Genomic DNA, 24,367 nt, shown 5'->3' with positions numbered 1-24,367 from the left:
GTGCCGAGTTGCAGGAAAGCGCACGATTGTAATGAAGGCCCCTGCCACGCGCGCACCATAACGCGCCAAAATTGCACGCCAATGAAAAAACGGCTCGCGGTGGCCTGTTCGCGGCAACCGGTGCCGACACCCGCTTCGCCACGGCCACGTGCGATGCCTTGCACAGTGCGCCGCAGCGGCGTTCTTGCGTCTTCCTGCATCGATTTCTTCTGCAACGCCGCGCAGCCCCGATGCGCGACGCTCCTCTTCACCACATGGGTAGCAGGTTATGTGCCGCGCATTGGCCCGATCAAGACGCACGCGCCGTTTGACCGCCAGTCACCTTGTTTAGTCGGATGAAGCTTTCTTCGGACCAATGCCCTGCGTAAGCAGCGCAACTGCGTGACGGGCGACCGCTTCTTCGCCCGGTTGGCGATGCCTGGGATCGGCGCGCCATAGCTTGGAGGTGGCAAGAGGCAAGACCGTCAGGCCGAGCAGCGTGATGAACATCAGCGACGGTTCGAGCGCCGCGTTCAAACGGCCTTCGTTCTGCCAACGCTCGATAGCGGCAAGCGACATCTTCTGATTGGCGTTGCCGAAACGTTCGTGCATGCGCTGACGCAACAGCCCGCTGTCGCTGATCACTTCACGCACCCATAGCGAAGGAAACCACGGGTGGGCCACCGCCGCCCGCACCATGCGTTGCGCGAGCTGCGTGATAGCCGCGACGGGATCGTCCGCATGCTCCTGGAACGGTACGCCAAGACTCGCGCGCAATGGGCCGATGCGCTCGTCGATCAGCACATCCAGCAACTGGTCGCGCGTCTTGAAGTAGTAATGCATCATGGCCGGCGTGAAGCCCGCCTCGCGGGCGATCTCGCCGAGCGTCGTATCGACTATGCCCTGACGGGCGAACAGTTGGAGCGCCGCGTCGAGCAGGCGGCTGCGCTGCTCCGCGCCGCGCGTCGCACCCGAAGGGCGGCCCGGTCGTCGCACGGCGACGTCTTGCGGCCGGCCGCCTCGCGCGGCTGCCGCGACAGGTTCAGCCGCTGCGCTCGCGCGGCGCTTCGCGCTCCTGTCTATGCGAGGCGCTGCCGCCTTGCTGGCCGACGCCTCCACACCGCTTTCCTTCTTACCCGCCGACGGACTCTTTGCCATTGCTCTCGTTTGACGCACGACCAGATGTCACATATATTAATTTCTGCATTAATTAATTTCAAGACACCGCAGCCATGCAACAGTCAACTGTCCCCCAACCGCAGCGCCTGCTGAACGCCGAACCGCATGCCGACCCGCACGCCGCCGCGAGTCAGGCAGCGGAGCAAGGCGAGCATCCGGCCCATCAGCCGGACGCGCTCGCCGCTGGCCACCCGCCGATCCGCCTGCTCTTTCCCGCGCTGCTGCTCGTCATGCTGCTTGCCGCGCTGGACCAGACCATCGTGTCCACGGCGTTGCCGACCATCGTCGGCGAACTGGGCGGGCTCAACAACCTGTCCTGGGTCGTAACCGCCTATCTGCTTAGCTCGACTATCGTCGTGCCGCTCTATGGCAAGCTCGGCGATCTGTTCGGCCGCAAGATCGTGCTGCAGGCTGCAATCGGACTTTTTCTTGCGGGTTCCGCGTTGTGCGGCATCGCGCAGGACATGACGCAGTTGATCGTATTGCGCGCGTTGCAAGGACTCGGCGGCGGCGGCCTGCTGGTCGTGACAATGGCCGCTATCGCAGATGTCATTCCGCCTGCCGAACGTGGCCGCTATCAGGGTGTGTTCGGCGGCGTATTCGGTCTTGCCACGGTCATCGGTCCGTTGCTCGGCGGCTTTCTCGTCGAGCACCTCACGTGGCGCTGGATCTTCTATATCAATCTGCCGCTCGGCATCGTCGCGCTCGCCGTGATCGGCGTGGTGTTCAAACCGCACTTGCGCCATGTAAAGCACACTATCGACTATATGGGCGCCGCGTTTCTCGCAGGCGCGCTCACCTGCATCATTCTGTTCACGAGCGAGGGCGGCACGATTCTGCCGTGGACCTCGCCGCAACTATGGCTCACGCTGTGCATGGGGCTCGTCGCAATCTGGGGCTTTATCCACGAAGAGCGCAGCGCGGTCGAACCGCTCATGCCGCTCGAACTCTTCAGGCAGCGCACGTTTGTGCTCAGCAGTCTGATCGGCTTTATCGTCGGCGTGTCGATGTTCGGTGCCGTGACGTTCCTGCCGCTTTATCTTCAGGTGGTAAAAGGCGCGACGCCCACGCAAGCCGGCATGCAGATGCTGCCGATGATGGGCGGCCTGTTCGTCATGTCGATGGTGACTGGCCGCGCCATCGGCAAACTTGGCCGTTATCGCATGTTCCCGATTGCGGGCACTTTGCTCGTGACCGTCGCGATGTTGCTGCTTGCGCGCTTGCAGCTCGATACGCCAACTCATGTGATGTATGTCTACATGGGTGTTCTCGGTTGCGGCCTCGGCATGGTGATGCAAGTGCTGATACTCGCCGTGCAAAACACCGTGGATTTCAGGCATGTGGGTGTCGCCACTTCGGGCGCCACGCTGTTCCGTTCGATCGGCGGCTCCGTCGGCGTGGCTGCGTTCGGCGCCGTGTTCTCGAACGGCCTCGCCGCGCGGCTCGACAAGCTGATTCCAGCGGACACCGAATTGCCGCACGCGCTCGGGCCTGCGGCGATCCGCGCGTTGCCCGACGCACTGCGCGCCGACTATCTGCAGGCTTTCGCGGGCGCGCTGCATACGGTGTATCTGTCCGCGGCTTGCGTCGTTCTGCTCGCGTTCGCGCTTGCGTGGTTCCTCAAGGATCATCCGCTGCGCAAGCACTGATCGGGTTGCAAGTCGTTGCGCGGGCGCCTACGCAGACATCGATTGCATGCGCCCGACATTCATCCCCAAACGGCACGCCACAACATAAAAATAACGGCGTGCATTCGTCTTCCTGACAGGCGCGATCATTCGTCCTACCTGGTAATGTGCGGTAGCGCACATAACATAGGGTCGATCGTCCATTGACGCGCGTCTCGAAACGCCACATATTGAAAACGACGGCAATGCAAGCCTCGCTTGCCTGCCCGGACTCTCTGGCGCATGTAGATCGTGGTTTCCGCGGGACGCCAACGCCGCCTCAAACACGATCGGGAGCATGCCGTAACGGCATTGTTTTCCACAGGTGGAGCCACAGCATGTCCACTCAACCCTCAACCGTTCATCAGTTTCCGACACCGTGCAAACGATGTGGCGGCGCGCTCTACCGGCAACTCCAACACTGCCCGTATTGCGGCGCCTTCGACCCGCTCGGCGACGAGGCACCCTCACGCAGCGCATTGCACGAGAGCCGCGCAAGCACGTTCAACATGTCGACGCTGCACGACCGCTTCACAGCGCCGACATTCAGCGAACCCGACTTCCCTGGCGGCGCCCTGCATGCGGGATTGCATCTGGCACCCGCGGCCGCGCTTCACACGCCGCCTGCGCCACTGCTCGCGCCCGACACCGCGCTGCTGCCGCTCGCCGACATAGACACAGACGCGGACGCAGACGACCACGCGCCTCGCGCCGGTCTGCGCGTTCGGCACGTGCTGCTCGCGAGCGCAGCGGTTGTCGCCGCGGGCCTGGCCTATGTCGGCTATGCGCTGTTGAGCGAGAGCCGCGATCTGCATTACGGCAGCGGCGGGCAAGCCGCCGAAGCCGCGCAGAACGCGAGAACGGCAACGGGCGCCATCGCACGCTACGCGCCCGAGCAGGCGACCGAGTCGCATCTCGCGGTGATTGCTGGCAAGTCGACTGGCGCCGGCAGCATGCTCAACGCCCCACAGGCAGCGCCCGCAACGGTGCCAATAGCGGTAGCGGTCACCGCAGCGAAACCTGCCGCGCCGCAATTTCACGACGCTGCGCAGGCCCTGCAGGCGGCGCGCACGGCATTCGCCGTCAACGATCTGAGCGCGGCGCAAGCCGCTCTGTCGGCCGTGCAATTGCTGCAGTCCGACAACAACGAGGCGCAGACGCTCGCTGCGAGGCTCAAGCCGTTGGCCGCGCGCCGCGACGCCGCGTTGCTCGCTGCGCAACTGTGCGCCGATCAGCAATCGTGGGCCTGCGCGCGCGAGCATGCGAATGAGGCGCTCGCGCTGGACACGGGCAGTGATCCCGGCAAAACGATTCTGGAGCGCGTGATTCGCGAGACCGGCTGGGCGCCCCTCGACACGCAAACAGCGACCAGTGCGAAGAGCTCGAGGCAAGTCGCGAGACAATGATCTGGATTCCGAAGTTGATCGAAATGAACCGGCTTGTGCCAACCTGACCAAACAGGTGCGAACCATGCTGAAAAAACTTTTGATGGGATGGCTAGGAGCGGCCCTGCTCCTCGTTTCTTCGATGGTCAATGCCGAACCCGCGCACTACAAGATAGTGACCGGCCCGGAACGGGGCACCTACATCCAGATCGGCCAGGACCTGTCGAAATGGGTGGCGCAACCGGCTGGCATAGATCTGTCCGTGGTCGCATCCAAAGGCTCCGCCGAGAACGTGCAGCGCATGAGATATGAGCCCGGCGTCAAGCTCGCCCTCGTGCAGTCGGACGTCTATCAGGCGTACATCGACATGGCCAATTCCGGCAATCCCGATGCGGGTACGGCGATTCGTCCGCTGCGACTCATCATGCCGCTGTATGACGAGGAGATAAACGTCGTGGTCCGTGCGGACTCGCCGCTGAAGACGCTAGGCGACATCAAGGACAAGACCATCAGCGTCGGCCTGCTCGGCAGCGGCACCGCGCAGTCGGCGACCACGCTCTACCGGTTGATGTTCGGCCAGCCGATTCCCGAACAGAACGTCCAGCATCTGAGCAACGAGGACGCGCTCGCAGCGTTGATCGTGAAGAAAGTGGAAGTCGCGATTATCGTCGTCGGTCAGCCGGCGAAACTGTTCAACGACATGAACCCGGATCTGTTGCAACAGATCCGTCTGCTCAGAGCAGATTCCGCCGCACCCGAAACGGCCCGCGCAAAGCAGACCTATTTCCCGGCCACGATTCGCGCGACCAGTTATCCGAACTGGCTGAAAGAAGATGTTCCTACGCTGACCGTCAAGGCCTTCCTCGTCACCTACGATTACGGTCTGCGCGATACCGTGGGCAATCTGAACCATTTCGCCGACTCGCTCTGCGCGAATTTCGACAATCTGCAGGAACGTGGGCATCCGAAGTGGAAGCAGGTGAAGCTGGAACTGCCTACGCTCGTGCGCGGCTGGAAGTACTATCCGCCGGTCGAGAAGCATTTGCGCGCGTGCCTTGCGAACCGAAGCGCGAGCGTGAACGCGGCGGCGCAGGTAGCACAAAAGGCACGCAGCACGTGCTCGAACCAGGAGCGGCTGCTTTTGCTGTGCAAGTGACTGGGGTAATCGGACGGGTGGACGGGCGCAGCGACGCATAGCGTACGCGTCAAGCGCCGGCAGGCAAGATGCAGGTACTCGTGGGCATTTGCAGGCGCTGGCAGCCACTCGCAGGCGGTCGCCGCCACTCGGCGCCGCTCAGAGCCACTCGCAGCCACTCGCAGCCACTCGCAGCCGCTCACAGCCACTCGCAGCCGCTCACAGCCACTCGTAGGCGCTCACAGCCACTCGTAGGCTCACAGGTACTTGTTGCAGGGGCTTGCAGGCACGCGCAGGTGCGGACAAGTGCATCGTCGCGAACCTGCACCGTGAGCAAGCCGACCGCCGTCACACGCGCGCGCTGCGCATGGCGGCGCTGTCCATGGCCCGCTGCAAGGTTTCGTACACTTTGGGCCGATTGCATTGCGACACGTTAAAGCGCAGGTAACTCGCCGCCGACTGCGACACGCTAAACACATTGCCGGGCGCCAACACGACGTTTGCGTCCAATGCGTGGCGCGCGATGTCGGCGGCATCCAGCGAATCAGGCAGACGCGTCCACACGAACATGCCCGCGCGGGGCCGGGTCCAGACTTCAAGCCCGGCGTAGCCAAGGCGCCGCACGGTTTCGCCCATCGCATCCGCAAGCTTCGCGCGCATCGACTCCAGATGGCGCCGGTACGTGCCGTCCACCAGCAGCCGATGCACGACACTCGCGCTCAGTTGCCCGTTGCCGAACGATGTCGCGAGTTTCAGGTCGGTCAACGGCTCGATCCACTCGGCGCGTGCAGCGATATAGCCGCAACGCGCCGCCGCCGACAGCGTTTTCGAGAAGCTGCCGATGGACACCACTCGCGCGAGCCCGTCGAAAGCCGCAAGACGCGGTGCGGCTTCGTCTTCGAAGTCGGCAAAGATATCGTCCTCGACGACCAGCAGATCGTGCTCGCCCGCGAGCTTCAGCAGCCGATGGGCGACGGCCGGAGCGAGCGTCGCGCCGGTCGGGTTATGAATCGCGGAGTTGGTCACGTAAAGCCGCGGACGGTGCTCGGTCAGCGCCCGCTCGAAGGCCGCGAGATCTGGACCGGACGGCGTATAAGGCACCCCGACAATGCGCGCCCGATGCGCCCGCAGCAGCGCCTGGAAGTTGAAATAGCACGGGTCGTCGATCAATACGGTGTCGCCTGGTTCGAGCAGGAAGCGGCACACAAGATCGAGAGCGTGGGTGCCGCCGTCGGTCAGCATGATCTGCTCGGGCGGCGCCTCCACGCCGTGCTGCGCAAGCCGCCAGGCAAGCTGCTGACGCAGCGCGGGCAAGCCGTATGGGTTCGCGTAATCGGCAAGCGGCGCCTGCGGATCGCGCGCTACTGCCCGCAGCGCGCGGCGCACGCCCTCCTCGGGCAGCCACGACGCCGGCATCCAGCCACAACCGGGCTTGAGCACCTTGAGGCTCGACTGCAACGACTGGCGCGTAAGCCACAGCGGATCGACCTCGCGATCGAGACGCGGCCCCAGATCGGCAAGCGCGAGCGGCGGTGCATGACCCGACACGAAAAAGCCCGAGCCGCGCCGCGCGACAATCACGCCTTCCGCAACGAGCCGGTCGTAGGCCTCGACGACCGTCGACTTCGACACGCCAAGCGCGTCCGTCATCACGCGGATGGACGGCACTCGCGCGCCGGGCATCAGCGAGCGGCTGGTAATGCGTTCGCGCAGATTGTCCATGACGATGCCGACCCGCGTGCCCTGCGCTTGATCGATCGGCCGGTTCTGACCACTCTCGCCCATCTGTACTGCTCCTTCGTCGGTACAGTTTGCATGAATTGTACTGATGCGTAGCTTAACCTTTCCGCAACGGAAGCGGATGCTAAAGGCTTCTTTTCAAACATGTTCCCAACTTCCTGATGGACAAGACGACAAACGGCTGGCTGAGCGGTCTCATAGGCGTGTTGATTTTCAGCGGCTCCCTGCCGGCCACCCGCATTGCCGTGCAGGGGCTCGATCCCGTGTTCCTCACGGTTGCGCGCGCAACCATTGCGGGCACGCTGGGCCTTGCGCTGCTCCTCGTGTTCCGCGAGGCGCGGCCCGCGCGGCGCGACGTCGTTCCGCTCGTGGTGGTCGCTCTCGGCGTGGTGGTGGGCTTCCCGCTGCTGACCGCGCTCGCGCTGCGCCACGTGAGTTCGGCGCACGCCATCGTCTTCGTCGGGCTGCTGCCGCTGGCCACGGCGATCTTCGGCGTACTTCGCGGCGGGGAGCGCCCGCAGGCGGCGTTCTGGTTGTTCTCGGCGCTCGGCAGTGGTGCGGTGGTGGCGTTCGCGATGCGGCACGGCATCGACGCGTCTCCGGTGGGCGACGCGCTGATGCTCGCGGCGATCGTCGCGTGCGGGCTCGGCTACGCCGAAGGGGCGCGGCTGTCGCGACATCTCGGCGGCTGGCAGGTCATTTCGTGGGCGCTGGTGTTGTCGCTGCCCGTCATGCTTCCGCTCGCGTGGTGGACCCGGCCTGCCTCGTTCGAGGGCATCAGCCACGCGGCGCTGTGGGGTCTCGCTTACGTGTCGCTGTTCAGTATGCTGATCGGCTTCGTGTTCTGGTATCGCGGGCTCGCGCTCGGGGGGATCGCGGGCGTCGGCCAGTTGCAATTGCTGCAGCCGTTTTTCGGCCTGCTGCTCGCGGGACTGCTGCTGCACGAACAGGTGCCGCTTTCGATGATCGCGGTCACCGTCGCGGTGGTGGCTTGCGTGGCGGGGGCGCGGCGCTTCTCGAAAACGGCGCCCGCGCGACCCGCCAGTTGATCCGCGCAGCGGGGCCCTCGCAAGGACTTATTGACCGGCTTCAAATTTGCGCGCGCTGCAGGCATAGTCGAAGGTATCGTCGGAAAACCGATACCGCGGCCAAGACCGCTCCTGGACTACGTGATGAGTACAACCCGCCCTGCCTCCGCCAAGCCGGACATGGACCTGCATGCGAGCGGCGCTTTTCCGGCTGACGCCGCGCAGGCCGCCTCGCCGACTGGATCGCCAACCGCGTCGCAAGCCGCGTCGCCAACTGCATCGTCAACCGCGTCGCAAGCCGCCGCGCCCGCTCCCGCGCTGATTCGCGATGCCACCGAAGCCGACCTGCCCGCCATCCAGGCCATCTACGCGCATCACGTGCTGACCGGCGTCGCGTCGTTCGAGGAAGTCCCGCCTTCTGTCGACGATTTGCGCGCCCGGCTCGCGTCGGTGCGCAGTCATGGACTGCCGTATATGGTCGCGGAGATCGACGGCGAGATCGCGGGCTATTGCTACGCGACGCCTTACCGCCCGCGCGCCGCGTATCGCCACACCATTGAAGACTCGATCTACGTGAGCGACGCCTATCGCGGACGGGGTCTCGGCCGCGTGCTGCTGCAGGCGCTGATCGAGCGATGCGAAGCCGGCCCCTGGCGCCAGATGGTCGCCGTCATCGCGGACGGCGGCAGCGGCGGATCGCTGTCGTTACACAAGCAGTCAGGTTTCGAACTGACCGGCACCTTGAAGGCAGTCGGTTTCAAACACGGCCGCTGGCTCGACACAACGCTCATGCAAAGAACCTTGGGCAGCGGTTGTTCCACACCGCCGTCGCAGGACTCAAAGCATCGCGCATGACCGACGCCGTGATGGTGTGCTGCGATGGTCGGCCATGAAGGCAGCACGGTAAAATCGCCGACATGCCCAACACGCCGCCCCGCACCCCGCCCGCGCCCGACACTCGGAGCACGCCGACCGACGCACTCACCGGCACGGCCACCGGCGCCGCACCGCGCAACGAATACACCGTCGACGAGCTCGCGCGCGTGAGCGACACGACCGTGCGCAACGTGCGCGCGTATCAGGATCGCGGTCTGCTCGCGCCGCCTGAAAAGCGCGGCCGCGTGGGCGTGTACGACGACACCCATGTGTCGCGTCTGAAGCTGATCAATCACCTGCTCGCCCGCGGCTACACGCTCGCGAACATTCAGGATCTGATCAAGGCGGTAGACGAGGGCCACGATCTTCGCTCGATTCTCGGCCTGGAAACGGCGATCGGCGGACGCTGGTCGCGCGAGCATCCCAGAAAATATTCGCTGATCGAGCTGCTGCAAATGTTCGGCGACAAGGCCTCGCCGGCCGCGCTCGCCAAGACCGTCGAGCTCGGTCTGCTCGAGCGCGAGGGCCTGTCGTTCGTTTCGGGCAGCCCCACGGCTCTCGCGGCGGGCGCGACGCTCGCGAAGGAAGGCATTCCGCTTGCCGATCTGCTCGACGCCGTCGGCACCGCGCGGCCTCATTTCAACGCGGTCGCGAAGGCGCTTGTGGATCTGGTAGTTCGTCAGCTGGACCGCTACGACCCGGACGCATTGCCGCCGCCCGCCGACGTGCCCGCCCTCGTCGACGCGATCTGGCGCGTCCGGCCACTGGCAATGGTGCTGGTCGAAAGCGAAATGAACCGCGCGCTGGAAGAAGCGTCCGGCGATTATCTGGGCGATCGCGTCGCGGCGATCATGGCCAAAAAACTCGGCGAATCCCCGACGCCTCCTTCCACGCCACGCGCCACCGGCCGGAAAAAACCGTCAAAGCAGTGAGTTCACGCGCCGGCTCCCGCGCCTCGCGACGCAATTTTTCAAGCAAGCGCTCCAACGCCGCCCTGCTCTAGAGGCGCGCGTCTAGAACCCCGCTTGCGCCGTCCGTCCTGAGCTTCTATCGTTACATCACTCAATGTAACAGTTAAGAGCGTCAAAAGGAGACGGCCGGATGAATGCACGCATGCCCCACGACGCCGCCAGCCACGCGTCTGCTCCTCTCGAGACCGACATCGCCATTATCGGCACCGGCTTTGCGGGCCTCGGCATGGCAATTCGCTTGCGGCAAGCCGGCTTGACCGATTTCGTCGTTGCGGAGAAAGCCGATTCGGTTGGCGGCACCTGGCGCGACAACCACTACCCCGGCTGCGCATGCGACGTGCAATCGCACGTTTATTCGTTTTCATTTGCGCCGAATCCACGCTGGACGCGCATGTTCGCGCGCCAACCGGAGATTCGCGCCTACCTCGAGGACTGCACGCGGCGCTTCGGCGTTCAAAGCCATCTGCGTTTCGGTCATGAACTTACGAGCGCCGTCTACGACGAGGTGCGCCACCGCTGGCATCTGGGTTTTGCCAATGGACAACAGTGGTCGGCGCGCGTGCTCATCTCGGCGATGGGCGGCCTCTCGCGCGCGGCGCTGCCCGACATTCCCGGCATCGACACATTCAAAGGCCGGGCATTCCATTCGCAGCACTGGGACCACGCCTATGCGCTCGACGGAAAACGCGTGGCCGTGATTGGCACGGGCGCGAGCGCGATCCAGTTCGTGCCGCAAATCGCGCCGCGCGTGGCGCACCTGACCCTGTTCCAGCGCACGCCGCCGTGGATCATGCCCAAGGCCGACCGCGCGGTGCGTCCCTTCGAACGGTGGCTATTCCGGCACCTGCCGATCACGCAGAAAATCATGCGCTCGGCGCTGTACTGCATGCTCGAATCGCGCGCGCTGGGGTTCGCGATTCATCCCTCGCTGATGAAAACTGCGCAGAAAGCCGCTGAGCGGCATTTACGCCGCCAGGTGCGCGACCCGCAACTGCGCGCAACGCTCACGCCGGACTACACGATGGGCTGCAAGCGCGTTCTGATCTCAAACGATTATTTTCCCGCCCTCACGCGCACGAATGTAGAGGTGACCACGAGCTCGATCGCGCGCATCGAGGACGATGCAGTAATCACAAGCGACGGCGTGCGTCATCCGGCCGACTGCCTGATCTTCGGCACCGGGTTCCAGGTCGCTGATCCGTTCCCGCGAGGCGTGGTGCTCGGGCGGGGCGGCGTGGATATTGTCGATACCTGGCGTGACGGCGCGCATGCGTACCTCGGCACCACATTGCCTGGCTATCCGAACTTTTTCATGATCGTCGGTCCGAATACCGGCCTCGGTCACAACTCGATGGTGTTCATGATCGAGTCACAGGTCGAATACATTCTGCGCGCGCTGAAGACGATGCAACGCGAAAAGGCAGAGGCAATAGAAGTTCGTCCCCAGGTGGAGCACGCCTACAACCAGGAGATCCAGCAAAAGCTCGGTCGCGCAATCTGGTCCACGGGCGGCTGCAAGAGCTGGTATCTCGATCCGCGAACCGGCAAGAACACCACGCTGTGGCCGGGCTTTGCCTACCGGTTCCGCCAGGCAACCAGCACGTTCAGCATGAACGACTACTTCGCTTATTCGGCAACGCCTCAGGCAGCGACCACGCATGCCGCGACACCGCACAGTGCGCGCGTGCACGGCAACGCAGCGGTCTCTGCGTCCGCCTCAGCGGAGGCGAACTGAAACACGCATAACGACAAGGCAGTTCAGAGAGGACAGGAGATAAAACCAATGAAGCATTTCACCGATAAGGTAGCCGCGATCACCGGCGCAGGTTCAGGCATGGGGCGCTCGCTCGCGATACGGCTCGCGCGCGAAGGTTGTCATCTCGCGCTCGCCGACCGCAACGCGACGAGCCTCGAGGAGACCGCCCGGCTCGCCCAGGCCGCGGCGCCGCATACCGTAGGCGCCCCGCTTCTCATCACCACGGCCGTCTTCGACGTATCGGAGCGCAACGCAATGTTCGCGTGGGCGGCCGAAACGGCCCGCGAGCATAGGCGCGTGAATCTCGTCTTCAACAATGCCGGGGTCGCGCTCTCGAGCACGATTGAAGGAATGGACTACGCGGATCTCGAATGGATCGTCGGTATCAACTTCTGGGGTGTCGTCCATGGCACTAAGGCGTTTCTGCCCTATCTGAAGGCGTCGGGCGAAGGTCATATCGTCAATACGTCGAGCGTGTTCGGTCTTTTCGCGCAGCCAGGCATGAGCGGCTACAACGCGACCAAGTTCGCGGTGCGCGGCTTCACTGAAGCGTTGCGCCAGGAGCTCGACCTGATGAAATGCGGCGTGTCCGCAACCTGCCTGCATCCGGGCGGCATTCGAACCAGCATCGCACAGTCGAGCCGCATTGCGCCCAACATGGTGGGCTTCATGCTCGAAAACGAACAACAGGGTAAAGACGACTTCGAGAAGTTCTTCATCACCACCGCCGACGAAGCTGCCCGCGTAATTCTCGATGGCGTGCGCAAAAACAGACGGCGTGTGTTGATCGGCCGCGATGCACGGGCCGCCGACTGGCTCGCGCGCACCCTGCCCGTCGCCTATCAGGCACTCGTCGTGCTGCAAACCCGGCGCATGAAGCGCATCGCGGAGAAACGCGCACGGCGTGCGGCGGATCTGCCCGGCAAGCGTGCCTGATGCAACGCGCCGCTCCACGAATCGCACGGAGTCGCAACGGTTTCAGGAATTCAGAAGACTCGAAAGGAGAAAGGCCATGATGCCCGTTCGCCGCGATCTACGCTTCAATCTTCCGCCAGATCGCGCCTGCGACTGGCACGCGCAAGGCTCGCATGTCACCCATTTTTTCAACGCGCTTTCGCTGCTGTTTCCTGCGGGCGAGCGCTTTTTCATGGACAGCGTGCGCAACTATCGCGACCAGATCGACGACCCGGTGCTGAAAAAGCAGGTGCTCGGCTTTATCGGCCAGGAGGCCATGCATACGCGCGAGCACGTGGAGTACAACGATCTGTTGCAGCAGGCGGGCCTTCCCGCGCACAAGCTCGACAAACGGCTGTGGGCGATTCTCAATTTCGGCCGCAAGGTGCTGCCGCATTCGTACCAGTTGGCCGTGACCGTGTGCCTCGAACACTACACGGCGATGCTTGCGGGCTTGCTCCTCGAGGACGCCACGCGCATCGACGGGTCCGTCGAAGGTTATGCGCAAATGTGGACATGGCATGCGCTAGAAGAAACCGAGCACAAGTCGGTCTCCTACGACGTGTGGAATGCGGTGCTCAAACCCGGCCTCGGGCGCTACCTGTTGCGTACCGGCGTCATGCTTGCTACCACCGTCACGTTCTGGCTGATCGTATTCGACTACCACGTACGTCTGATGATCGCCGACCGCAAGCGCGGCGGTCATCTGCGCGGCATGTGGCGGGTGGTCAAGTATCTTTATGGGCCGCATCATGGCGTGTTTCCGCGCATCGCCGGCGAGTGGCTGAGTTTTTTCCGGCCTGGCTTTCACCCGTGGGACCACGACAATCGCGCGCAACTGGCACGCATAGACGGGCTCGTGGCGGCGGTCGACGCGGCGAACGCGGCCACGCCCGCTATGCGTCGGGCCGGCCGCCGCGGTGCGCAGGCGGCTGTGTGATACGCGAGACCTTATGGGTCGATGCGGGCGACGTACGGCTTGCGGTCTACGTCAGCGGACCGCGTGACGCGCCGCCCGTCGTGCTGGTACACGGCTATCCCGACTCGGCCGCAGTATGGGAACCCATACGCGCGCAACTCGTCGGGCGTTTTCGCGTAATCGCGTATGACGTGCGCGGCGCAGGTGTTTCCGAAGCCCCCGCTACGCGCAGCGGCTACCGGCTGCAACAGTTGGCGACCGACCTTGCAGCCGTTGTGGACGCAACCTGCGGCGGCCAGCCCTTTCATCTGGTCGGTCACGACTGGGGCTCGATTCAATGCTGGGAAGCAGTCACCGAGCCGCGATTCAAAGGCCGGATTGCGTCGTACACGTCCATTTCCGGTCCATGCCTCGATCATGCGTCGTTGCGCACGACCGGCTCTGCTGCCGTTGGCGACGAACAAGGGATACCGAATCAACCCACTCGGGTTGCCTGGCGGCAAATACTCAGGTCCTGGTACATTGTGTTCTTCCATCTGCCCTTGCTGCCGGAACTCGTATGGCGCGTTGGCGGGGCACGCCTGTGGCCGCTGTGGCTGCGCATGAGCGAGCGAGTCGGAGCACCACGTGACCCCGAACAACTGCGCAACGCGATCAACGGTCTCGAGCTTTATCGCGCGAATATCATCGGCAAACTGCTGCGTCCACGCGCACGGCACGCGCATGCGCCGGTGCAATTCATCGTGCCGCTGCGAGACCGTTATGTCGGCCCCGAGTTGTCGCTCGGTCAGCAAAGCTGGCTCGGGGCTTATGAGCGCATTGAATTAGACGCAGGTCATTGGGCCGTGCTGAGCGTGCCCGATGTCATCGCAGCGCACATCGAACGCTTTGCGCTCCGGCACCTCCACCAATTGCGCGGCGCAGACGCATCCCCGTTCGATGTTCAACAATGCTCAACGCTCGCGCGGCAGGCGGGTGAATAAGGTCGGATAGTCGATCACGAGACCGTCTTCGTCCACTTTCATATTCGCGGTGAAATTGCGAAAAATGCCTTCATAGCGATATTCGCGGTTCGGCACCACACACGAATACGCCTGCTCAACGCGCGTGACCTGTAGATCGGGCGTCGATATATAGGCTACCTGCAAAGGCCTGCGCTCTCCTTGCTGGAGTTGCAACCGGCGAATCGGCAGCGTATTGGTGAACGGCGTGGCCGCAATATCGATGTCGATGCATCCTTCAATCGCGCTCAACAGCAGGCCATGTCCATCGCGCCAATGGCCCTCGCCGTCGCCGTGCAATTCCAGCTCACCGGCGCCGACAATCTTCAGCCACGCATAGCGCGTACGCCATTGCACGTCGCAGCGCACTTCGTAATGCAGCCCGTATGGCTTGCCGTAGCGCTGCCCGACCACAACGCTTTCGACGTAAAAACCGTCTTCGCGCGTGTCGAATACCAGATGCTCGACGCCGTCGCCTTCCTGCGATGCCCACCGTACTTCGCGCATTGGGTCTCCTCCTGATGATGAAACACGCGACACGCGGCACGCGCCGCATCCGCATCGTAGCGCGAACCTCGGCTGCGCGCCGCTGCATCGCGAGGCCGCGCGATATGCGGATCAACACGGGCAGCCGTCGCAAATAGCGACTATCAACGTGCGCGCATGCACGCGAGCGCGGCACTGGCCTATGCTCGCGTTTTCGCCTCGGTCGGCAGCGGCGCCACGATTGCGCTTATAACGCTGACCGCCCTCGAACACCCGCCAATTCATAGTCATGCACGCCGCCGCGACTGAAGCACACTCCGCCGCCTTGCGCACATTGCTGCGCAGCCTGGGGCAGATCGTGCTGCAGGCAAACGCGTTCACGGGCGCTTGTGTTTTGGCCGGCTGGCTGGTGTGGAGTCCGCGTCTTGCGTGCGCGGCGCTGCTTGGCGCTGTGTCTGCCAATGTAAGCGCAGTGCTCGCCGGTTATCCCGACGACGAACTGCGCGCGGGCCTGCAAGGGTTTAACGGCGCACTGGCAGGACTCGCCGCGTTCAGCTTGATCGCCGACGACACAACCGCCGCCGCCATCGCGATTCTTGCCGCAACCGCGACAGCCTGGCTTGTCGAACCGTGGTCTCGATGGCTGCGCTCGCACGGCTTGGGCTCATTTTCGAGCCCCAGCCTGATGGTCACGTGGCTATGGCTGCCGATTTCAGCAAACGCGCCGCCGTCGGCAACAACCACAGCGGCGCACACGCTCGACGCGGTCGAACCAAGCAGCGGTCTGCTCGCGGGCCTTGCGCAAACCGGCTTCGCCTCGAGTGCATGGGCCGGCGCGCTGGTGCTGCTGGGCATCGCGGCAGCGTCCCGCCGCCATGCACTGTATGCGCTGACCGGCGCCGCACTCGCGAGCGTCGAGCAGTTGTTGCTGGGCGCCTCGGCACACTCGTTCAACGCGGGCCTGCTAGGATTCAACGGTGCGCTGACCGCGCTGGCGCTGACCGAATGCGGCGTCGCGTGGATGTTTGGCGGCGTGACGCTCGCAGCCATCCTGCAAGCAGGGACTACCTGCGTCGGCGTGCCCGCACTGAGCGCCCCGTTCGTCGCCGCGACGTGGGCCGTGCAATGGCTCAGGCAGCGTATCGGCTGCTGAGGCTCCGCTTATCCAGCACCAGGAAAAGGACACCATGTCGTTCATTCATCAACCCAAGGGCCGAGTCGCGCAGTCCGGGCCGTGCCCTGCAGCGGAGCAGCAGACGCGCATCGACCTCGCCGCCGCATACCGCCTCGCCGCCCTCAATGGCTGGGACGATCTCATCTACACGCATATCTCCGCGAGCGTGCCCAATGAGCCGGGCCACTTTCTGATCAACCCGTTTGGCCTCGCGTTCGACGAAGTGAGCGCGTCGAATCTCGTGAAGATCGACATCGACGGCAACCTCGTCGGCGCGAGCGAGCATGCGGTGAACGTGACGGGCTTCGCGATTCACGCCGCAGTACATGCAGCGCGCCCGGATGCTTTTTGCGTGATGCATCTGCACAGTTCGGCGGGCGTGGCCGTGTCCGCGCAACCTGCGGGCTTGCTGCCCGTATCGCAGCATGCGCTGCGCTTTTATCGCCAGCTCGCCTACCACGACTATGAAGGTCTCGCCTTCACCCCGGCCGAGAGTGCCCGCCTCGTCGAGCACCTCGGGCACAGCCCGGCCATGCTGCTGCGCAATCACGGCACGCTGACGGTTGGCCGCACGGTCGCCGAAGCCTACGTGCTGATGGCGACATTGTTGAAGGCGTGCGAGATCCAGTTGCAGGCGCAGGCGTGCGGCGCACCGCTCGTCGTACCCGACGACGCAGTCGCCACGCGCACGGCAGAGCAGCTCTACGATGGCGGCGCAATTGAAGGAACACTTGAATGGCCCGCGCTGCTGCGCAAGCTGGATCGGCTCGGCCCCGGCTATCGGAACTGACGGTCAACCAGTCCGCCGCGGCGCGCGCCGCTCGACCTTTTCAACGGAGCAAGCCATGCCCACGTTTCATATCGAACTGTTTGAAGGCCGCTCGGTAGAGCAGAAACGCAAATTCGTCGAAGCGATCACGAAAGCGACCTGTGAGTCGCTCGGTGTCGAGCCCAATTCGGTGGACATCATCCTCACCGACGTAAAGCGCGAGAATTGGGCAACGGGAGGACGCTTGTGGTCCGACAGCGAGGAGTGAGTCGCGATGTGGGTCGGGACGTAACTCGCGCACTGAATCGAAAACTGAATTAAACGCTGCGCGCAAGGCGCGCGCAGCGTCGGATGTAGCTCAGAAACGCATCATTAAAACGCGTCACTGTGGCGGCAGAACAACATGCCGCCACTACGCCGACCGATTAGAAGCGGTGGATGATGCCCACGCCTGCAGCAAACTGGCTACGCGACGAGGACGGTGCGCTGTTCTGACCGTCGCCGATATCGGCCGTTGCATTGATGATGCTGATGCCGTTGTTGCCGATCGTCTGGCCGCTCGCACGCTGATACGCTTCCAGCGCGTACAGGCCGGTGCGCTTGGAGAGGCTGTAGTACTGCGACAGATTGAACTGATGATAACGAGCCGCGCTCGAAATGCCGTTCGACTCCGTTGCACGCGTGTAGCTATAGCCAGCGGCCAGATCCAGCGCGCTGATCGGCTTGAAGTGCACCACTGCGCCCGCCGTGTTGAAGATCGCTTCGTGACGGAACGCCGAACCTACGCCCGGAATGTATTGCACGTTCGAGTACGAGAACGACACATCGAGTTGCGAGCTGAACGCATAGCCGCCGGTGACCGCGACGCGCTGCTGCGCTTGCGCCGTACGATAGCCGTTGTTGATACCGGAAACGGCCGGTTCCGCGCCGTTGTTCGATGCGGTCGAATCCGCACCCCAGGCGCCGCCGCCCAGCGTCGAGTTGTTGATGCGCTGGAAGCCTGCCGCAATACCGAACGGACCGTTCAGGTACTGCACTGCCGCGCTCCAGGTCGAGCCGGCGTTGAGCCGGCCGGCCACACCGCCCAACGCATACGAGCCGCTCACCGTCAGGCCGTGCATGTTCGGCGACGTGTACACCAGCGAGTTATTGACGCGATACAGCGTGTCCAGCGAGTCGATATCGCCCGGATGCGCGCCGTAGGCACCGGTCAGCCACGTGGTTGGGCTGTACGGCGAGAGCAGCGTGTAGTACGACGTGTACTGGCGCCCAGCCGTCAACGTACCGTACGTGGAGTTCGTCACGCCGACCCATGCCTGGCGATTGAACGCGAGACCGCTCACGCCCTGAGCGCCGGTTGCGCTGTTAAAGCCCTGCTCCAACTGGAAAATGGCCTTCGTACCGCCGCCGAGATCTTCGCCGCCTTTCAGGCCGAAGCGGCTGCCCGCCCAGATGCCGTTGTTCATCTTGACCACCGAGCGGCCACCCGAATTCGAACCCAGCGCGGCCGAGCTGCTTTGGTAGCCGATACCCGTATCGACGATACCGTACAGCGTGACGTTGCTCTGAGCGTGCGCGCTCAGGGCGACGAGACCGAGAGCCGAGGTTGCTAGTGCCTTTTTCATTGAAACTCCTCTTAAGAAATTGTGTTGACTACCGGCTTTGTTTGAACTGCGCCGCCGGTGAATCGCGGGGATCGAGGTCAGAAGACCGGGTGCCCGTTAATCAGGCTCGGCAACCACGTGGAAAACATTGGGACGTACGTCACAATGTTGATGGCGCTGAAGATAGCGAGGTAATACGGCCATGCCACCTTGGTAGTTTCCCCAATCGACACATTGCCGATCGCACAACCGATGAACTGCACTGAACCAATCGGCGGATGCACGAGACCCAATGCGCAGTTCAGCAGGATCATGATGCCGAACTGAACCGGACCCACGCCGCTATGCATGGCCATCGGCAGGAACAGCGGCGTGGTGATCAGAATATGCGCCGCCATGTCGACGAAGGTGCCGAGGAAAATCTGGATCAGGTTGATGTACAGCAGCATCAGCCAGGGGATGCTGGTCGCGCCGTCGAGCATGTGCTCGATCGCGTCCGGGATCTCCAGATAAGCCATCTGGAAGCGCAGCATGTTCGACACGCCGATCAGCAGCAGCACCACACCAGTGGTTTTAGCGGCTTTCGACAGCGCGAAGGACAGCTTCTTCAGCGTCATCGTGCGATACACGACGACCGTCAGCACCAGCGAATAAGCCACCGCTATAGCGGCGGCTTCGGTCGCCGTAGCAATGCCCTTTGCGACGCACACCAGAATGATCGCAATCACCATCAGGCCCGGCAATGCGCCAAGGAACGTGCGCGCGACGGCCAGCCAGCCCGGAAAGCGCTGCAAGCCGGTCGAACCGTCAGGACGGCGCGGATAGCCGTAGCGCACCGCTTGCCAGTAGGCGGCAATCAGCACGAAGCCCATCACCCACAACACCGGCAACAGGCCCGAGAACAGCAGATCGCCAATCGACACACCGCTCATTGGCACGCCGTTCAGCGTGCCGGTAATGCCCTGCGCCGCGAACGCGTAGATGATCATGTTCGTCGACGTGGGCATCAGCGCGCCAGCGAGCGACGAATGCGTCGTCACGTTGACCGCGTAAGCGGCGCTATAGCCTTCGCGCTTCATCAACGGAATGACGACACCGCCCATGGCCGAGGTGTCCGCAGTGGGCGAGCCGGAGACGCCACCGAACAACGTGCACGCGACCACATTGGCCATGCCGAGCCCGCCGCGGAAATGACCGACCGTGGCTTGCGCGAAACGCAGGATGCGGTCGGCAATGCCGCCGTGAAGCATCAGTTCGCCGGAGAAGATGAAGAACGGCACCGCGAGGAACGAGAACGCGTTCATTCCCGAGACCATCGACTGCATCGCCGTTGCAGCGGGCAGCCCTTCGTACAGGTACGTCAGCACGCACGAGAGCCCCAGCGCGAACGAAACAGGAACGCCGAGCACCAGAAAAACGAGGAAACTGATAGAAAGGAGGGCAAGTTCCATGATCGTTCTATTTGTGTTTCTTTGCGAAAAGCGCCAGCAGATTCTCGATTGAGAACATTGCGATGCAAACGCTGGCGATGACCGGGATTGCGTAACGAAGCGCCTCAGGTAAGCCGAGAATCGGAATCCGGTCATGCAGGGTGGTCTCGGCCATCTGCAGCGAACCGAAGAAAATGGCCACGGCCAACGCGATCAGGCACAGATGCTGGAACGTGTGGGCGACCACCTGCCCCTTTACAGGCAGGCTTTTTACGAGCGAATCCAGCCCGATATGGCCGCCCTCGCGCACCTTGAGCGCGGCGCCGAACATCGCGATCACGATCACGAGCAAAAGCGCGATCGGTTCGACGAAATCCGGGGCGTCGTTAAACACGTAGCGCATCACGACGCCGTAAATCACCAGTACGCTGAGCACTGCGAGGCTGGCCGAGGCGATGACAGCCAGTGCGCGAAAGAGAAAATCGTTTGGGCGTTTCATGCTTCTCTTGACCCCATTCTTGCCTACGACGGAGCGCTGTTATTCGTTAGTCATGCTACTTTCCGTCACCCGTGACTGATGTGACATGAGCGCTGGAAAAGCGCCCGCATCGAGCGTCGGCGCGCAGAGGGAAAATCCGCGGCTCTCCCGCGAGACCCTCCCGCCACGCAAGACGCCCTGCGAGCCTTACTTGATTGCCTGGATTTCGTCGACGAGCTGCTTCATTTGCGGGGTCTTTTCGTACTTCGCCCACACCGGCTGCATCACCTTGACGAAGGCCGCGCGATCGATCTGCGACGCTGCGACGATCTGCGCGCCGCCCTTCGTCACGGTCTTGCTGGCGTCGTTCTCGCGCGCGGTCCACAGTTTCTGGTAGTAAGGCACGGAGTCGGCCGCGGCCTTCTTGATGATCTCCTGCTCCTGCGGCGAGAGCGTGTCCCAGATCTTCTTGGAGAAGACGAGCACTTCCGGCGTCATCGAATGCTGGGTCTGCGAATAAACCGGTGCGACCTCGAAGTGCTTGGTTTCTTCGTACGACGGCAGATTGTTTTCGGCTGCGTCGACCAGGCCGGTCTTCAGGCCCGTATAAACTTCGGCGAACGGCATCGGCGTGGGGGTGCCGCCCATTGCCTTGATTTCATCGACCATCAGGTCCGACGGCTGCACGCGCACCTTGAGGCCTTTCATGTCGGCCGGTGTGCGGATCGGCTTCTTGGTATAGATGGAGCGCGCACCGCTTTCGTAGAAAGTCAGCGCAATCATGCCCTTCGCCTTGAAGGCGTCCAGAATCTTCTGACCTTCCGGGCCGTACATGACCTTGCGGAAATGGTCGATGTCGCGGAACAGGAACGGCAGCGACGGGATCATCGATTCAGGCACGATCTCGTTGAATGCCGCGCCGTTTGCGCGTGCCATGTCGAGTGCGCCGATGCGAACCTGATCGATCGTATCGTTCTCCGAACCAAGTGCGCTGTTGCCGAACACCTTCACCGAGTCCTTGCCGCCGGTTGCCTTGTTGATCTGCTCGCCCATGTACTTGACGGCCATATTGGTCGGGTACGTGTCGCCATGCACATCGGACACCCGGAACACGCGCGCTTGCGCCGACATGGCGCCGAAGGCCAGCACGGAAGCGGCGACAATCAACGAAACACGGGAAGAGGCAAACTTCTTGCTCATCGTGACATTCCTTAAAAATAGACATCCAATCGATGCGAGGGCCGCTGGCTGAAAGACGCTGCAACAGGCGCTTACCGATGGCCGATCCGAACTGTCCGTAGCCCGTGACCAACCGGCTGTCGTAACGGGCGACCGGTTCCGGACGCGCGTCACCCACTGCCGGTTGTGAACAGCTGATTCAGAACAGCCGGCTTCGGACGGCCGGTCGCGGACGGCCGGTCGCGGACGGCCAGCACCGGATGTGACATGGTTTTGCTGCGTCTCCTGGCGCGGCGCTCGCGGCCTCCTGCGGCTGGCGAACGCTTGCCGTGCTGTCCGTGCAACATCCCCGGCACAAAGATCAGCACTCCTGTCAGTCAACTCGACTTCTTTTACTTCTACTGCGTCGGCACACCTTCGGCGCACTGCTACGTACGCCAGAAGCGGTCGCTTACCAGCGCAATGCCCTGCAATCTCGAAAGCGAAGAAAGCAATCCGTTTGCGCTCATACGTTATACGACGACATACGAAGTCTATGAAAGGCAATCTGCGTTGTACAGACGGTATTTACCCGAGGAAAGCCAGGGCCGGCAGAAATGACATGCTCAAGGCTTCGGCCCCTTAAGCAAAGGATGGACGGGCCGCACCGGAGAAATGGTCCAGCGCGCAAGACAGGCACGGACTTTCCGGCAACCGCGGCCGAAACGTGGCATACGCGCCACAATGTTGTACGACGAGTGACGATAAATTAAAAAACGCCGGTCGCACTTTCATGCGCCGGCGCTCGTGCAGGAGCAACGGAAGGTGCCTACAGCTCGCCCGCGAACTCGGGCTCCGGCAAGCCGTTCACACCGGGACGTACCGCGAAAAGATGCCCGTCATGTTCGCTTGCGCCGGCAACGGGCCGGATCGACGTAACAAACAGCGTCTCCAGATTCGGACCGCCGAATGCGCACATGGCCGGTTTGATCGCAGGCACCGCAATTTGTCTGTCGAGCTTGCCTTGCGGCGTGAAGCGAAGCAACGCGCCGGCGTCGTTAGCGCAGATCCAGTAGCAGCCGTCGGCATCCACTGCGGCGCCGTCGGGCCGGCCCACATAGTGGTTCAGGTCGGCGAACACGCGACGGTTGCGCGGCTCGCCAGTGTCGACGTCATAGTCGAACGCCCAGATCTGCCTGCGCAGCGGATGCGAGTCGGACAGATACATGGTCGCGCCATCCGGCGACCAGCCGAGGCCGTTCTGCGTAATGAGTCCGTCGACCACGGGCGCCGACAGCACGCCGCGCGCGTCAAACCTGTAAAGCGCGCCGGCCGGGTTGGCTGCGGCCATGTCCTGGACCATCGTGCCGGCCCAGAAACGGCCTTGCCGGTCGCAGCGGCCGTCGTTGAAACGCATGTCGGCGAACGGAAACACGGGCGCCGCGAGCTTGCGCCCCGCCACTCTCACGGGCTCGCCAGCCTGCGCCGCTTGAGCCGCTGAACCGGCGCAGGCTTCGTTCAGCGTCACCGCGAAGAGACCGCTTTCGCAGCCGGCCAGCATGGTGCCGTGTCGATCGAACGCGATGCAGGCGACCTTCTCCGGCAACAGCCATTCGGAGCGCTCGCCGCTCGCGAGCCGCAAGCGCACGATTTTTTGCGCCGGAATATCGACCCAGTAAAGCGCCTGCTCCGCCACGCGCCACACAGGACTTTCGCCGACGCCCGCCGGCGTCTCTCCCGCCGCCTCCACGCGCTCGACGCGCGGGTTCGCCGTCGCGCTCAACGCTTTGGCTCCATCGGTCCGGCCAGCACGAACGGGCCGCCCTGGAAGCGCTGAGTCGGATCGTCGAGATCGGCGGTAGGTGCGCTCACCGGAAACAGATGCTCGAACTGGACAGAACTGTCCTGTGGACGAAAACCGAGAAACGCCGCCTTGGTGTTATCGACCCACTTGGTGCGGTTATCCGACACGCCATACACGATCGCGTGGCCGACCCGATTGGTGAACAGCGAACAGCGCACGAGTTCGATGAAGTCCCGATAGCTCAGATACGTGACCAGCATGCGCGGGTTCTTCGGCTGCTCGAACGAGGAGCCGATGCGCAGACACACCGTTTCCAGCCCGAAGCGGTCGAAGTAATAGCGCGACAGCGATTCGCCGAAGCACTTGGTCACCCCATAGAGGCTGTCCGGGCGCAAGGGCGCGTCGGTGTCGAGCACTTCAGTGACCGGATGAAAGCCCACCGCATGATTCGAGCTCGCATACACGATGCGCTTCACGCCCTGCTTCTGCGCGGCCGAATACAGGTTGTACAGACCGCGAATGTTCGCTTCGAGCAGGTCCGCGAAAGACGCTTCCACAGAAATGCCGCCGAGGTGGATTACCGCATCCACGTCCTGGAGCAGCGCGAGAACCGCGGCTTCGTCCGCGAGGTCCACGATCGACGCTTCTTCATGCGCGGCTATTTCGCCAAGCGGCGCAATGTCGGTTACGCGCACGACGTCAGCCCACGCGGCGAGCGCGCCGCGCAGCTGCGTGCCGAGATTGCCGGCCGCGCCGGTGAGCAGCAGTCGCCGGAAAGGTTTTTGCGCGGGGGTACGGTCCAGATTCGAGTCAGTCATGTCTTTCTGTTGATGGATTACCAGCTGTCAATGAGACGAATGACGCCAGGGAGGCA

Annotated in this window: 22 protein-coding genes; 13 read left to right on the top strand and 9 right to left on the bottom strand. The window is 63.2% G+C overall.

Translation table 11 applies throughout. The features are described from left to right. Positions 1 to 327 precede the first annotated feature (327 nt). Positions 328 to 1,137, bottom strand: coding sequence for a TetR/AcrR family transcriptional regulator (locus F757_RS0119390; protein WP_027212844.1), 810 nt, complete (start codon positions 1,135 to 1,137; stop codon positions 328 to 330). 74 nt (positions 1,138 to 1,211) lie between these two features. On the opposite strand from F757_RS0119390, the gene F757_RS0119385 reads away from it, so the two are divergent. From F757_RS0119385 to F757_RS0119375, 3 genes are all read left to right on the top strand, one after another. Next, complete coding sequence (locus tag F757_RS0119385) at positions 1,212 to 2,807, top strand: MDR family MFS transporter (protein ID WP_027212843.1); 1,596 nt, start codon at positions 1,212 to 1,214, stop codon at positions 2,805 to 2,807. Between the two features lie 356 nt (positions 2,808 to 3,163). Beyond that, the gene (locus F757_RS0119380) at positions 3,164 to 4,231 is read left to right on the top strand and encodes a hypothetical protein (protein WP_027212842.1); all 1,068 of its coding nucleotides are present in this window, start codon (positions 3,164 to 3,166) and stop codon (positions 4,229 to 4,231) included. Between the two features lie 64 nt (positions 4,232 to 4,295). Further along, the gene (locus F757_RS0119375) at positions 4,296 to 5,366 is read left to right on the top strand and encodes a TAXI family TRAP transporter solute-binding subunit (RefSeq protein WP_027212841.1); all 1,071 of its coding nucleotides are present in this window, start codon (positions 4,296 to 4,298) and stop codon (positions 5,364 to 5,366) included. A 327-nt stretch (positions 5,367 to 5,693) separates the two neighbouring features. Here the strand turns inward: F757_RS0119375 and F757_RS0119370 are convergent, their stop codons facing one another. Next, a complete protein-coding gene (locus tag F757_RS0119370) occupies positions 5,694 to 7,130 on the bottom strand; it encodes an aminotransferase-like domain-containing protein (RefSeq protein WP_027212840.1) in 1,437 nt (478 codons plus the stop codon). A 116-nt stretch (positions 7,131 to 7,246) separates the two neighbouring features. Here F757_RS0119370 and F757_RS0119365 point away from each other — a divergent pair, with 116 nt between their 5' ends. From F757_RS0119365 to F757_RS0119335, 7 genes are all read left to right on the top strand, one after another. After that, the gene (locus F757_RS0119365; RefSeq protein ID WP_027212839.1) at positions 7,247 to 8,134 is read left to right on the top strand and encodes a DMT family transporter; all 888 of its coding nucleotides are present in this window, start codon (positions 7,247 to 7,249) and stop codon (positions 8,132 to 8,134) included. 123 nt (positions 8,135 to 8,257) lie between these two features. Next, positions 8,258 to 8,968: a GNAT family N-acetyltransferase gene (locus F757_RS33880; RefSeq protein ID WP_232221431.1), complete on the top strand. Its 711-nt coding sequence runs from the start codon at positions 8,258 to 8,260 to the stop codon at positions 8,966 to 8,968. Between the two features lie 62 nt (positions 8,969 to 9,030). Continuing rightward, complete coding sequence (locus tag F757_RS0119355; protein ID WP_027212838.1) at positions 9,031 to 9,921, top strand: MerR family transcriptional regulator; 891 nt, start codon at positions 9,031 to 9,033, stop codon at positions 9,919 to 9,921. Positions 9,922 to 10,090: 169 nt separating this feature from the next. Further along, entirely contained in the window at positions 10,091 to 11,695 is a 1,605-nt protein-coding gene (locus tag F757_RS0119350; RefSeq protein ID WP_027212837.1) for a flavin-containing monooxygenase, read from the top strand. 48 nt (positions 11,696 to 11,743) lie between these two features. Further along, positions 11,744 to 12,652, top strand: a complete 909-nt coding sequence (locus F757_RS0119345; RefSeq protein WP_027212836.1) for an SDR family NAD(P)-dependent oxidoreductase — start codon at positions 11,744 to 11,746, stop codon at positions 12,650 to 12,652. A 76-nt stretch (positions 12,653 to 12,728) separates the two neighbouring features. Continuing rightward, a complete protein-coding gene (locus tag F757_RS0119340) occupies positions 12,729 to 13,610 on the top strand; it encodes a metal-dependent hydrolase (RefSeq protein WP_027212835.1) in 882 nt (293 codons plus the stop codon). Further along, positions 13,607 to 14,572: an alpha/beta fold hydrolase gene (locus tag F757_RS0119335; protein WP_027212834.1), complete on the top strand. Its 966-nt coding sequence runs from the start codon at positions 13,607 to 13,609 to the stop codon at positions 14,570 to 14,572. Before F757_RS0119340 ends, F757_RS0119335 begins: the two co-directional genes overlap by 4 nt. Here F757_RS0119335 and F757_RS0119330 read toward each other — a convergent pair. Further along, positions 14,543 to 15,097, bottom strand: coding sequence for a putative glycolipid-binding domain-containing protein (locus F757_RS0119330; protein ID WP_027212833.1), 555 nt, complete (start codon positions 15,095 to 15,097; stop codon positions 14,543 to 14,545). The two genes, F757_RS0119335 and F757_RS0119330, sit on opposite strands and share 30 nt — an antisense overlap. Before the next feature lie 268 nt (positions 15,098 to 15,365). On the opposite strand from F757_RS0119330, the gene F757_RS0119315 reads away from it, so the two are divergent. The 3 genes from F757_RS0119315 to F757_RS0119305 are packed head-to-tail and all read left to right on the top strand — an operon-like array spanning position 15,366 to position 17,287. Then, the gene (locus tag F757_RS0119315; protein WP_027212832.1) at positions 15,366 to 16,229 is read left to right on the top strand and encodes an urea transporter; all 864 of its coding nucleotides are present in this window, start codon (positions 15,366 to 15,368) and stop codon (positions 16,227 to 16,229) included. A gap of 34 nt (positions 16,230 to 16,263) precedes the next feature. After that, positions 16,264 to 17,040 (top strand): class II aldolase/adducin family protein, encoded by a 777-nt coding sequence (locus tag F757_RS0119310; RefSeq protein WP_027212831.1) that lies wholly within the window; start codon positions 16,264 to 16,266, stop codon positions 17,038 to 17,040. A 55-nt stretch (positions 17,041 to 17,095) separates the two neighbouring features. Next, a complete protein-coding gene (locus F757_RS0119305) occupies positions 17,096 to 17,287 on the top strand; it encodes a 4-oxalocrotonate tautomerase (RefSeq protein ID WP_027212830.1) in 192 nt (63 codons plus the stop codon). Between the two features lie 157 nt (positions 17,288 to 17,444). Here the strand turns inward: F757_RS0119305 and F757_RS0119300 are convergent, their stop codons facing one another. The 6 genes from F757_RS0119300 to F757_RS0119275 form a co-directional block, all read right to left on the bottom strand. Next, a complete protein-coding gene (locus F757_RS0119300; RefSeq protein ID WP_013343137.1) occupies positions 17,445 to 18,644 on the bottom strand; it encodes a porin in 1,200 nt (399 codons plus the stop codon). Between the two features lie 77 nt (positions 18,645 to 18,721). Further along, complete coding sequence (locus F757_RS0119295) at positions 18,722 to 20,074, bottom strand: TRAP transporter large permease (RefSeq protein WP_027212829.1); 1,353 nt, start codon at positions 20,072 to 20,074, stop codon at positions 18,722 to 18,724. A 7-nt stretch (positions 20,075 to 20,081) separates the two neighbouring features. Further along, complete coding sequence (locus F757_RS0119290) at positions 20,082 to 20,552, bottom strand: TRAP transporter small permease (protein ID WP_027212828.1); 471 nt, start codon at positions 20,550 to 20,552, stop codon at positions 20,082 to 20,084. A 186-nt stretch (positions 20,553 to 20,738) separates the two neighbouring features. Continuing rightward, on the bottom strand, positions 20,739 to 21,731 hold the full coding sequence (locus tag F757_RS0119285) for a TRAP transporter substrate-binding protein (RefSeq protein ID WP_027212827.1): 993 nt from the start codon (positions 21,729 to 21,731) through the stop codon (positions 20,739 to 20,741). A 787-nt stretch (positions 21,732 to 22,518) separates the two neighbouring features. Next, positions 22,519 to 23,472 carry an SMP-30/gluconolactonase/LRE family protein gene (locus tag F757_RS0119280; RefSeq protein ID WP_027212826.1) on the bottom strand — a complete coding sequence of 318 codons (954 nt, stop codon included), beginning with the start codon at positions 23,470 to 23,472 and terminating at the stop codon, positions 22,519 to 22,521. After that, the gene (locus tag F757_RS0119275) at positions 23,469 to 24,311 is read right to left on the bottom strand and encodes an NAD-dependent epimerase/dehydratase family protein (RefSeq protein ID WP_027212825.1); all 843 of its coding nucleotides are present in this window, start codon (positions 24,309 to 24,311) and stop codon (positions 23,469 to 23,471) included. The genes F757_RS0119280 and F757_RS0119275 overlap by 4 nt, the downstream gene beginning before the upstream one ends. Positions 24,312 to 24,367: the final 56 nt, after the last annotated feature.

The organism is Burkholderia sp. WSM2232 (genome assembly GCF_000472545.1).
Taxonomy (GTDB): Bacteria; Pseudomonadota; Gammaproteobacteria; order Burkholderiales; family Burkholderiaceae; genus Paraburkholderia.
This window is presented reverse-complemented; position numbering and strand designations above follow the sequence as displayed.

Bases quoted from the DNA above. Each gene is read 5' to 3' on its own strand.
- F757_RS0119390 (WP_027212844.1), bottom strand. From the start codon at position 1,137: ATGGCAAAGAGTCCGTCGGCGGGTAAGAAGGAAAGCGGTGTGGAGGCG.
- F757_RS0119385 (WP_027212843.1), top strand. From the start codon at position 1,212: ATGCAACAGTCAACTGTCCCCCAACCGCAGCGCCTGCTGAACGCCGAA.
- F757_RS0119380 (WP_027212842.1), top strand. From the start codon at position 3,164: ATGTCCACTCAACCCTCAACCGTTCATCAGTTTCCGACACCGTGCAAA.
- F757_RS0119375 (WP_027212841.1), top strand. From the start codon at position 4,296: ATGCTGAAAAAACTTTTGATGGGATGGCTAGGAGCGGCCCTGCTCCTC.
- F757_RS0119370 (WP_027212840.1), bottom strand. From the start codon at position 7,130: ATGGGCGAGAGTGGTCAGAACCGGCCGATCGATCAAGCGCAGGGCACG.
- F757_RS0119365 (WP_027212839.1), top strand. From the start codon at position 7,247: ATGGACAAGACGACAAACGGCTGGCTGAGCGGTCTCATAGGCGTGTTG.
- F757_RS33880 (WP_232221431.1), top strand. From the start codon at position 8,258: ATGAGTACAACCCGCCCTGCCTCCGCCAAGCCGGACATGGACCTGCAT.
- F757_RS0119355 (WP_027212838.1), top strand. From the start codon at position 9,031: ATGCCCAACACGCCGCCCCGCACCCCGCCCGCGCCCGACACTCGGAGC.
- F757_RS0119350 (WP_027212837.1), top strand. From the start codon at position 10,091: ATGAATGCACGCATGCCCCACGACGCCGCCAGCCACGCGTCTGCTCCT.
- F757_RS0119345 (WP_027212836.1), top strand. From the start codon at position 11,744: ATGAAGCATTTCACCGATAAGGTAGCCGCGATCACCGGCGCAGGTTCA.
- F757_RS0119340 (WP_027212835.1), top strand. From the start codon at position 12,729: ATGATGCCCGTTCGCCGCGATCTACGCTTCAATCTTCCGCCAGATCGC.
- F757_RS0119330 (WP_027212833.1), bottom strand. From the start codon at position 15,097: ATGCGCGAAGTACGGTGGGCATCGCAGGAAGGCGACGGCGTCGAGCAT.
- F757_RS0119315 (WP_027212832.1), top strand. From the start codon at position 15,366: ATGCACGCCGCCGCGACTGAAGCACACTCCGCCGCCTTGCGCACATTG.
- F757_RS0119310 (WP_027212831.1), top strand. From the start codon at position 16,264: ATGTCGTTCATTCATCAACCCAAGGGCCGAGTCGCGCAGTCCGGGCCG.
- F757_RS0119305 (WP_027212830.1), top strand. From the start codon at position 17,096: ATGCCCACGTTTCATATCGAACTGTTTGAAGGCCGCTCGGTAGAGCAG.
- F757_RS0119300 (WP_013343137.1), bottom strand. From the start codon at position 18,644: ATGAAAAAGGCACTAGCAACCTCGGCTCTCGGTCTCGTCGCCCTGAGC.
- F757_RS0119295 (WP_027212829.1), bottom strand. From the start codon at position 20,074: ATGGAACTTGCCCTCCTTTCTATCAGTTTCCTCGTTTTTCTGGTGCTC.
- F757_RS0119290 (WP_027212828.1), bottom strand. From the start codon at position 20,552: ATGAAACGCCCAAACGATTTTCTCTTTCGCGCACTGGCTGTCATCGCC.
- F757_RS0119285 (WP_027212827.1), bottom strand. From the start codon at position 21,731: ATGAGCAAGAAGTTTGCCTCTTCCCGTGTTTCGTTGATTGTCGCCGCT.
- F757_RS0119275 (WP_027212825.1), bottom strand. From the start codon at position 24,311: ATGACTGACTCGAATCTGGACCGTACCCCCGCGCAAAAACCTTTCCGG.